At 42.9% G+C, this 10511-nt stretch carries 9 protein-coding genes; 4 read left to right on the forward strand and 5 right to left on the reverse strand.

Annotated elements, in window-relative coordinates:
- The 3 genes from PX636_RS01220 to pdxH form a co-directional block, all read right to left on the reverse strand.
- Positions 1 to 794, reverse strand: a 794-nt coding sequence (locus PX636_RS01220) for a trypsin-like peptidase domain-containing protein (RefSeq protein ID WP_288115966.1), incomplete at its 3' end; no start/stop codon positions are given.
- Positions 795 to 912: 118 nt separating this feature from the next.
- Complete coding sequence (locus PX636_RS01225) at positions 913 to 1215, reverse strand: trypco2 family protein (protein WP_288115967.1); 303 nt, start codon at positions 1213 to 1215, stop codon at positions 913 to 915.
- 231 nt (positions 1216 to 1446) lie between these two features.
- A complete protein-coding gene (gene pdxH / locus PX636_RS01230) occupies positions 1447 to 2091 on the reverse strand; it encodes a pyridoxamine 5'-phosphate oxidase (RefSeq protein ID WP_288115968.1) in 645 nt (214 codons plus the stop codon).
- 51 nt (positions 2092 to 2142) lie between these two features.
- Between pdxH and PX636_RS01235 the strand changes: the two genes are divergently transcribed.
- Positions 2143 to 2928, forward strand: a complete 786-nt coding sequence (locus PX636_RS01235; protein ID WP_125731063.1) for a segregation/condensation protein A — start codon at positions 2143 to 2145, stop codon at positions 2926 to 2928.
- A 51-nt stretch (positions 2929 to 2979) separates the two neighbouring features.
- Here the strand turns inward: PX636_RS01235 and PX636_RS01240 are convergent, their stop codons facing one another.
- Positions 2980 to 4464, reverse strand: a complete 1485-nt coding sequence (locus PX636_RS01240; protein WP_288115970.1) for a polysaccharide deacetylase family protein — start codon at positions 4462 to 4464, stop codon at positions 2980 to 2982.
- A 267-nt stretch (positions 4465 to 4731) separates the two neighbouring features.
- Between PX636_RS01240 and PX636_RS01245 the strand changes: the two genes are divergently transcribed.
- Complete coding sequence (locus PX636_RS01245; RefSeq protein ID WP_002760525.1) at positions 4732 to 6039, forward strand: hemolysin family protein; 1308 nt, start codon at positions 4732 to 4734, stop codon at positions 6037 to 6039.
- Between the two features lie 36 nt (positions 6040 to 6075).
- Complete coding sequence (locus PX636_RS01250; protein WP_002796458.1) at positions 6076 to 6882, forward strand: Rpn family recombination-promoting nuclease/putative transposase; 807 nt, start codon at positions 6076 to 6078, stop codon at positions 6880 to 6882.
- Positions 6883 to 6917: 35 nt separating this feature from the next.
- Here the strand turns inward: PX636_RS01250 and PX636_RS01255 are convergent, their stop codons facing one another.
- Positions 6918 to 8255 carry a proton extrusion protein PcxA gene (locus PX636_RS01255; protein ID WP_002796459.1) on the reverse strand — a complete coding sequence of 446 codons (1338 nt, stop codon included), beginning with the start codon at positions 8253 to 8255 and terminating at the stop codon, positions 6918 to 6920.
- A 77-nt stretch (positions 8256 to 8332) separates the two neighbouring features.
- Here PX636_RS01255 and PX636_RS01260 point away from each other — a divergent pair, with 77 nt between their 5' ends.
- Positions 8333 to 10453, forward strand: a complete 2121-nt coding sequence (locus PX636_RS01260) for a PD-(D/E)XK nuclease family protein (protein ID WP_002796460.1) — start codon at positions 8333 to 8335, stop codon at positions 10451 to 10453.
- The last annotated feature ends 58 nt before the right edge of the window (positions 10454 to 10511 follow it).

Here is a 10511-nt window from a genome sequence, read left to right on the forward strand (position 1 = left end):
GACAATAAAAGTTTATTTAACTCAATACTAACCTCTGGACGTTCGACAAAATAACTCGGTTTAGGAGGAGCTTGATTACGATAGGAAGAAGATTTTAAAGAAGCGGATATAACCGGTTTAGGTTCAGGATCAATATCATGGTTTTCTAATATCTCACACCATTCGGGATTATCATAAACCCTTGCCAAAGATTCAGCTTCTAAAGATGCCGGACGATCTCTAATTGGCTGTTTAGATTGTACCCCAATCACTAACCCATAACAAACAATTGCTGATCCCGATGTTCCCTGCCAAGGTGACTGATCTTCTGCTAATCTTTCTAATTGTTCATCGGTGGGTTGGATTTCTTTACTATCTTTAATATTTAATAACAAACGGTGATGAGGAACACGATTAGCTACATCGACAGTTCCCTCAATATGTAACCCTGTGGCGTATTTTATCTCATCTTCAACATACCGTAAAAATAGAGGAAAGCCCAAACAGTCAAATTTAACTTTTTGGGTGCTACTCGCATCAGGTAACAACCCAAAACTTACAGGATCACAAGTTTCGATAGTTTCTGGTAATTCAACTAATGCTATATCGATATTATCGGGAGCTTTCCAAATTACTTGAGCGTCTATATCCTGCTTATCAGAATAGTTTGATGTTGATCTAAATCGTACTTTACAGTCGTTACTATTATCAAATAGATGCCGACAAGTCAAGAGTAAACGTCCCCCAATTCGATAGGCAGTGCCATACTTAGGGGCAACAATTTCTAAAGCGCGATCGGGTTGGAATTGGGGCATAACTTATCGGATTGATGTAACCTATTCTTCTGGGATGGTGATGGGTTACGCTTCGCTAACCCATCCTACAAATTAACTGCTTTGGGGGCAAGCATTGCGTCCCTAGGGGTATAAAATTCTAATCGGGAATATCATCACTTCCTGTCAATACAGGTTTTCCATCTTTCCCAATGGGTTTAAGGGTAATTTTAATTCTATGGGTTATCGTATCTTTATTGGTGACACCCCCACCCATTTCTACTACCCAAAATTTCAGCCCACCTTTGCCTTCTTTCGACTGCTCAACCACAAATTGAACCTCTAATTCAATGTCACCCACTTGAAAGCGAATCTGCTCACCCTCAGAGGCTAAAATAGATTTACTCAGTTCAACCCGCAATGCTTCTAAGGTTTCTCGAAGTCCAACTTTATTGATGTCCATAATTCTCTAGTTATTTTTGAAAGATGCAAACCAAAACCCTTTCAATTCTATCGTTTTTCTGAAACTTTAGGGCGGACGGATTGCCTTTATCCAATTGACATAATAGCCCAACCCGATCGCTAAGGAAAGCGCGGGTTGGGAAAAGACATCGACCTAATATTATCTCAAGACTAAAATGACAAATTGAATTAGCATCGAGCTATTTTGCTAATACAAGGTGTCAAGATCAAACTAAGGGGCTAAACGTTGCCTTTGCCAACTGCCATCTTCTTGACGATAATAACAGAGACGATCATGGAGACGACTGGGGCGACCTTGCCAGAACTCGATTAAACTAGGAATTAGCCGAAAACCGCCCCAATGAGGAGGACGGGGAACTTCACGACCCGCATATTCTTCTTTTAGTTCTGTCAGGCGTTTTTCGAGGATATACCGCCCGGAAATCACTTCACTTTGATTGGAGGCCCAGGCCCCTAAACGAGATTCCCAGGGACGGACAAAAAAGTAATTATCCGATTCCTCCTCGCTGATTTTTTCTACAGTTCCCTCGATCCTAATTTGCCGTTGCAATTCTCCCCACCAAAACACTAGGGCTGCATTGGGATTGGCGATTAATTCCTGTCCTTTGGCGCTGTGGTAGTTGGTAAAGAGAACAAAACCGAGAGGATCGAAGTCTTTTAACAGTACCATGCGGGCCCGGGGTTTACCCTCCGGGGAAATAGTGGCTAAAGTCATAGCGTTGGGTTCCAATCTTCCCGAAGATACCGCCCGTTCTAGCCATTGTTTAAATACAATGAAAGGATCGGCAGATGTTTCTGACTCTAGCAATTCTTCGAGATTGTAGTCCAAGCGCAGGTCAGCGATCGATATGTCCATGGTTTTGCTTGCTAAATTCTATCCTTTGAGATCCTACAAGATTCTACAATCATGACTATCACCTCGGCCAGTGATGCGATCGCCTCTCTTTTAGAAATGGCGGAACAGGGAGAAATTGACCCCTGGGATGTGCAGGTTATTGATGTGATCGATCGCTTTTTGGCAGAATTGGGGTTATTAAATGATCTAGATTTAGCCATGGCCCAGGCTAATTTACCCCAATCGGGACAGGCTTTTTTATGGGCTTCCATGTTAGTTTTATTTAAGGCTGATACCCTAGAAAGATTGTCTTTGGACCAGCAAGAAGAAAGTCTGATTGATGAGGAAATTAGCGAGTTAGAACGGGAATTAAGAACTTTACCCCGTTATCTAGAAAATCATATTCGCCGTCGTACTGCCGCCCCACCACCGCGAAAAAGACGGGTAACTTTGCAGGAGTTAATCACTCAATTACAACAGATTGCCCTAGAGATTGAAGCTTTACCGAAACTGCCTGTAGTTGTCCCGAAACCCCGGCCCCAATCCCGACGGGAAGCGGTACAAATTATCACGGAATTGGCCCACCAAGAAAATCTGACGGAATTGGCAGCGGAACTGGACTTTTTTTTGCAGAGAAAGTTTTTTCAATTAGAGAAAAAGGAGATAGAGTTTGAGTATTTATTAGATTTATGGCAAGCAGAAAAGCCTTCTAGTCACTCGGCAACACAGGAAAAGGTGGCGATTTTTTGGGCTTTACTTTTACTGGCTTCTCAATCAAAAGTGGAATTAAAACAAGAGGATTTTTATCAGGATTTGAGTATTTCTTTAATTACTTCATCGGCGAACATCCCTTGCTAGTATATTTATACTACTAGGGCGCAGATTCTGCGCCCTAGATACCTTACTATCTTAGCGGGTTAAGGCCGCGCCTCTTTCGTACAAAGTGCGGGCATAATCGGTCCAAGTACCCTGGCCCCAATAACGGAAACAACTGGTTTGCACGAGCAAATTATAAAGCAGTGCCTCCAGATAATCCGGTCGTCGGGTGAAGCTAGGATCCGCCTGTACTAAAGGATCATATTTCTCGTGGAATTTAGCGCTTAATTGGTTCATCGGTTCGAGAACATTTTCGTAACCGCGCACCCAACTGAGATCATTTGTCCAAGATGCCCCATCCATGGTAAAACGGTGGTCGGACTGTTTTAACTCAGCGATCGCCTGTTCCACTGCTTCTGGGGTAGCGGCATCGGGATTAACTCGCTGCCAGATTTTATGCTGGTGTACGGCTTGAATTGCCGGATAATCTTCGGGATTAACGCCAGCAGCCTCGATTAACTCCAGATATTCCGTACCGTTAAATCCTGCCACACTGGAACCCCCCTGCATTTCCCGCCAAGGATTGGGAAAATCGCGAGGAAATTCATTCATCATCACGCCACCATTTTCACCGTCGGCAATCTGGGAACCTAGGGAAGGAACCCAAACGCCGCCGATTTGCTGTTTACCGCGGCATTTGGCCTCGTGGTAGGGTTGCATTTGGGCGACTAATTTGGTGTCGGAACCCTGGGTTTTAATCAAAGCAGTAATCGCAATCACTTCACCCCGAGAATTACGCGCCACCAGGCGATTAGGAATATATTTTTGTTCCTGACTCAATCCCGAACCGTCGAGATTTTCCACCGAGTGTTCCTGTACCAATAACCAACGATAGCCGCATTCTTTCAGGGCTTTAATATACTCGTAGAGGGTATCGGGATGGTTAGGAAGGTGCATTTCCGGGGGAGAGAACCCTTTGACTCGTTTCAGGGCATCGGGGCCAAAAATCGAGGCAAAATAGGTTTGCCATGCTTGCATCTGTAATTTTAGATCGGGAATCGGTGTGGAAGGAGCCACCGCGTGACTCCACATCGTCCCCAACCATTCCACATAGGGTTGATATTGACTGTTACAGGTGATTAATTTGAGTTTATCGAGGATATCCTGCCGTCCCATCTGTACCAAACCCCAGAGGAGATTGCCGGAATAATCGAGCATAATCCGGGGATTACAGCCTTCCGCCACCAATTCCGGGATAAAATCGCCCATGCGACTGTAACACCAGGCAAAAACGCTGGCATTATGGTTATCACCATCCCCCTGATTCTCGAACATATGCTGGAGATTGCAGATTAATTCCCCGTTAACACCCGCCGGGATAGTGGGTTGGTGCATATGCAAGGCACAGGCAAAACCAGCGTTAATATTGTCTAATTTGAGATTTGTTGTCGGTAAAAAGATCGGATCATCGTGATTAACAATCGCTGCAATTTCCTGTTCCCAACCGCAAATAGTCGGTAGTCCGGGGCGGATTTCCGTGATAGGGTTCGATTTCGATGATACGGGTGTAGCGATCATAATTTTTCAGGCGAATAGATTGAGATAGTTTGTCCCCACTCTCCCAGGGACAACTTTTTTGACTGGCAACAGGTCACTCCTGACTGTTCACTGCTAACTGAGCTAAGAGTGCGGACTTGATCCTATCCCATTTATACTGGGAGTAACCCTCTCCAGACACAAGCCTTCGTAACTCGTTAAAAATCAAGATGATTCTTTACTGAACTTAACCGATCCTCGCACTATGATACAAACAACTATCCGCCCTTTTACCTGTAAATTTTAACCATGTTCTCGGCGACTACCGAAATTCTTGTTATCTTCTTCCTGATCCTCCTCAATGGAGTCTTTGCTCTCTCGGAAATTGCCATTGTCTCGGCCCGCAAAGTCCGTTTAGAACAATTAGCCAGAGATGATCGAAGGGCGGCGGTGGCCTTAAAATTGGCCAATGATCCCAATCAAATTTTATCGACGGTGCAGATTGGCATTACCCTAGTGGGAATCTTTGCCGGGGCTTACGGAGGAGCGAATTTATCGGTCAGTGTGGCGCAATTATTGGCGCAAGTTCCTGTTTTAGCCCCCTACAGTCAAGCTTTGGGATTAGGATTAGTGGTGTTAATTATTACCTATCTATCCCTAGTGGTGGGGGAATTAGTGCCGAAACGGTTAGGTTTAAGTAATCCTGAAAAAATCGCTATCCTCGTTGCTGATCCTCTCAATAGGTTATCAAAAATTGTTTCGCCCATTGTCCATCTTTTGAGTCAATCGACTAATCTGATTCTCGGTTTGTTGGGGATTAATACTAATAACAATGATTCCCCAATTACGGAAGAAGAATTGAAAATTATGCTTAAACAGGGAACCGCAGCGGGAACCTTTGAGGAAGCAGAACAGGATATGGTGGAAAGGGTGTTAGGATTGGGCGATCGCCGAGTAAGCCAGATTATGACCACGCGCCCAGATATTATTTGGCTAGATTTGGAAGATAGTGCCGAAATTAACCGCCAGAAGCTAATTGAGAGCAATCATAACCGTTTTCCTGTGTGTCAGGGCAGTTTAGATGAGGTTTTGGGGGTAATCGAAGTCACAGACTTATTGGCAGATTGTTTAACCGGTGAAAGTTTCGACCTGACGAAGGATTTACAACAGCCGCTTTTTGTGCCGGAAAGCACTAGGGGTTTAAAGGTGTTAGAATTGGTGCAGCAAAGTGGTCATCATATTGCCTTGGTAGTGGATGAGTACGGGGTAATTCAAGGATTGGTGACGCGCAAGGATATTTTAGAGGCAATTGTCGGCGATTTACCCCAATTAGATAATATTGAAGATGCTCAGATCGTGCAGCGGGAAGATGGTTCTTGGTTGATCGATGGTACAGTGGCGATCGAAGATTTTAAAGAATTATTTGAAATCAGTGAATTACCCGGGGAAAAACAGGGCAATTATCACACTTTAGGTGGTTTTATTATTACCCATCTTGGCAGGATTCCGGGAGCTGCCGATCATTTTGAATGGCAAAGGTTGCGCTTGGAAGTGGTGGATATGGACGGTAATCGCGTCGATAAGGTGTTAGTCACGCTCTTGTTGGATGATTTGTAAGTAATTGTTAGTAAACATCTAGATTTTTTCAAGCTTGTGAAAACCGATACAATTTTTTATCAACTCTTGCAAACCTTTCCGGGGTTAATTTTTGAATTACTGGGAGAGTCAACCCAGAAAGCTGAAAATTATCAATTCTCCTCCCGAGAAATCAAAGAATTAGCGCGTCGTTTTGACGGTATTTTTTTACCGACCACAGCAGCACCGGAACTAATTATTTACTTTGTTGAAGTGCAATTTCAGGATAAAAGCGATTTTTATTGGCGATTTTTAACAGAAATTGTCATCTATCTCAATCAGTATAAACCCGTTCAGGATTGGATGGCTGTAGCTTTATTTGCCTCCAGGGATATCGACAATAATTTTCCCTATCAACTACGGGGATTTGAGATAACGGGACAGATCAGACCTATTTATTTAGATGAATTAATCGATAGTCCGGCTCCGTCTCTGGGTTTAGGAATTATTCAGTTAATTGTCGCTACACCCCAATTAGCACAGCAACGAGGAAAACCACTTTTAGAAAAAGCGATCGCTGAAATTGATGATCTAGTTTTCCAGCAAAAAGTTGTAGAATTAATTGAAAGAACCTTAGCCTATAAATTTACTAATCTTAGTCGTGCGGAGTTAGAAGCTATGTTCGGATTAGATGATCTCAGACAGACTCGACTTTATCAAGAAGCTAAACAAGAAGGTCGTGAAGAAGGTCGTGAAGAAGCTAAAACTGAAGCGATCGCTGGTTTACTAGCTTTAGGTTTAAGTATAGAACAGATTGCCACTGCTTTGCAATTAGAACTTACCAAAGTACAAGAGACAGCGGCCAAATTATCCCCCCCAAATTAGAAGGATAAATTATTAGGTTTCTCCCTGACTTTACCCTATTCATTCATATTACGATAGGTAGCCACTGCCGAGGGAGAAATGCGATTGAGATAACGGAAAATCCAATATTTTAAGACTGTATCCAAGATAACGGGAAAAGTGGCGATAAAGAGAAAATTAAACTCGCGATTTTCCGGCAAACCGAAATGACGACTTAAACCTTCTAGGATCACTTCCCAACCGTGGGGAGAGTGGAAACCGACAAATATATCGGTAAAGAGAATAATTAAAAAAGCTTTAGCTGAATCGCTAAGATTATAGAGAATGCCATCCAGAAAAGACTTGACAATCTCGATTTCCCGACGACTAAAAGCGATAACAAAACCAAAGGCAATCAGGGAACAAATATCGGCGAAAATATTAGCGATCGCATTTAAACCTCGTTGGCGAAATTCTTCACTTAGTACCGCCGCTTTTTTGGTAATTTCTCCCTCGATTTCTTCGTTAGATAATTTGGGTGCTAAACCAATCATACCTCGAAAATGTAAAGCTTCCTCAAATCTTCTCAATTCCGAAAAAGCTTCTTCTTCTAGATCCTGATTGATAAAAATAAACTGTTCCTGTTGTTGGAAATATTTATTAACCAAGGGGGTGATCAGGAAAGTTTTGGTTAATTGCTGGGTTAATAAAGGAACAATAATTAACAGTAAAATAAACTTGAGAGAAATGGCTGTTTTATAACGAGAATTGCGAAATCTTTTTAAAACCGCCTCCTCCGATTCCTCCGCTTGGGGATCAATTTCCTGCTTAATGCGATTAAAAGTATTGACAAAAGAACGGGGTAAAACTCCCGGTTTTTCCGTAGCTTTTTGGGATTTATTGCTTTTGATCATTTCCTCATCTTCAAGACTACCCGCCGCTAAAAAAGAGCGATTTCTAGAAGTCTTATTTTTGGCTGTTTCCTGCTCAAAATTTCTGTTCTGGATACTTTTGGGAACATCTTGAATATCTTCTTGCCAATAATTACCTTGATATTTTCCGATAATACTATCGATAAACTGAAGTTTTTTCAGACAAACATCTGTGGTGACAGTAATCACCCCATTATTAATTGTCGGTTGATTTGGTCCGAAGGTATTAACGATCGAGCGACTAGCTTTAAACTCCGTCAATCTGACTTTAATTTTTTGCAGATAACCTTTAACTTCTGCGATAAAATAGGAATTAGTGGTACTGCCATAATTCGAGAACTCCGCTGCCACTTTTCGCCCTTGAAAATGCTTGTCTTCTATCTCCTTAATCTTCAAAGCTGCATGATAAGCCTCATCTAAAGAACGTTCAGGAGTTTGTAATAACCATTGATTAACACCTTGCAAAATCCGATTAAGATTCATAGGAAACAATTACTTCCACAAGGAAAAAAGCTAGAGTACCGATCAGTCATCTTAACAAATACAATCCAGAAAAAACGATGTCAATCATACCAATTTGGATCGAAGGTGGGACTCGATCGGGAAAAACCACCGCTTTAGTCGGGGAATTTCGGCGCTGGGTTGTTTCTCAACTTCAGTCCCAGGATTCATTGTATCTCGATCGACCGAAATCATCGCCCCTTCCCCGCTCGATCTTAGTTTTCGCTGCCAACGATGATAATAAACGGGAATTAGCCGATCAATTAGCCCTTGCTGTTAGGGGTAGCTATCCGATTCTCTGCAAAACCCCTTTAGGTTTTCTCACCGATGAAGTCATCCTGTTTTGGCCGTTAATTTTCGAGTCTTTAGGGCTAAAAGCGCAATTTCCCCGCCGATTACGCCCAGAAACGGAACAGGAACTCGCCACCCGTCTCTGGCAACCAGCGATCGCTGAATTCTTCCAGCCTACTAGCATAAATGAATATCGTTTCGTCCGTCAAGTTCTCGATTTGTTACAATTAGCCGGCGCTAGTGGTGTTCCCGCAGAAAAGATACCCGAAAGATTAGCCGACGGATTATCAGAAACAGATTTAAAACGAGTTTTAGCGATTAATGAGCAGGAAACACCAGAAAAAGTGGGAGAATTAATCATTCAATGGCGTGATTGGTCTCTAGAACGTGGTTTATTAAGTTATGGTATCATCTACGAACTCTATTGGCGCTATTTATTTCCTGATAGTCGTTATCAGCAGCAACTATTAAAACGCTTCCGGGGAGTTTTTGCGGACGATGTGGACGATTATCCGGCTATTGCCAAGGATTTACTCAGTTTTTTCCTCGATCATGATTGTTTTAGCGTTTTTACCTACAATCCCCAGGGAAAAATTCGCTTAGGATTAACTGCCGATCCCGATTATCTGCAAAAATTAGCGGCACGCTGTCAAATTATGTCATTATCTACCACTGACGGGTTAGCTGCTCAGTTTAGCGAGACGGTTCTCTCCTTAATCAGCGACGGTAACTATCTTGGCAATCTTCCCGATCAATTCATCTCCCTGCAAACCACCTCTCGCGCCGAATTGTTACGGAAGACAGCCACCGCTATTATTCAAGCAGTCAAGCAAGGAGCAGTAAAACCCGAAGAAATCGCCGTTATTGCCCCCGGTTTAGACGAAATCGCCCGTTATAGCCTGATGGAAATTTTAACCGGTGCCGGGATACCCGTTCAACCCCTCAACGAACAACGACCCCTGATCAGTTGTCCTCTGATTCGGGCATTATTGACCCTTCTCGCCCTTGTTTACGCAAATTTGGGGCGTTTAGCCCCCCAAGAGGCCATAGCGGAAATGCTGGTGATTTTTAGCCGTTATCGCTGGGATGAAGAAGAGAATTTAATTCCCGATATCGATCCAATCCGCGCCGGATTAATTGCCGATCATTGTTATCAAGTGCATCCGGAAAATCCTCGTTTATTAGCGATCAAAACTTTTCCCCGTTGGGATCGCTTAGGACAAAAAGCTTGTACTGCCTACGAAAGAATTTGTCACTGGATCGAAGGGATGAAAAAACGGCAGCAGCAAGCGAAACTTTTCCCGATTTTTGTCTTAAATCAAGCGATCGAAGAATTATTAAACGATGGGGAAAATTTGCCCTTCGATCACTTGGCAGCTTTGCGAGAATTAATGGAAACTGCCCAACATTTTTGGGAGATCGATCGGCGTTTGCGTGAGAGTGAACCCTCTTTTCAAAGTCCCAGCGAAACTATTAGTCAGTTTATCCAACTTTTGCGCCGTGGTACAATTACTGCTAATCCCTATCCCGTGCGACAATTTATTAAATCTTCCTCAGCAGTTACCCTAGGCAATATCTTTCAATATCGCTCTTTTCGTTCTAGTCATCGTTGGCATTTTTGGCTAGATTGTTCCTCCCCACTCTGGGAACAAGGAGGTGCTGCTACTCTTTTTGCTGCGCCAATTTTTTGGCGAGAAAGTCCCTATCAACGCTGGACAACAGAGGCAGAATTAGAGGAAAATCAGGCACGTTTACAGAGAGTTTTAAGGGATTTATTAGCAAGGGTAAGCGAAAAAGTTATCCTCTGTCACAGTGATTTAGGAGTATCGGGAACCGATCAAACCGGACAACTTTTATCCTTAGTACAAGCGGCAAAAGAATATGATTAAGCACTAGAAAAAAATTAACTTCTTGGTTAGGAGAGGCAATAGGCAATAGGCAATAGGC

It is taken from the genome of Microcystis sp. M53598_WE2 (assembly GCF_030067735.1).
Classification (GTDB): Bacteria; Cyanobacteriota; Cyanobacteriia; order Cyanobacteriales; family Microcystaceae; genus Microcystis; species Microcystis aeruginosa.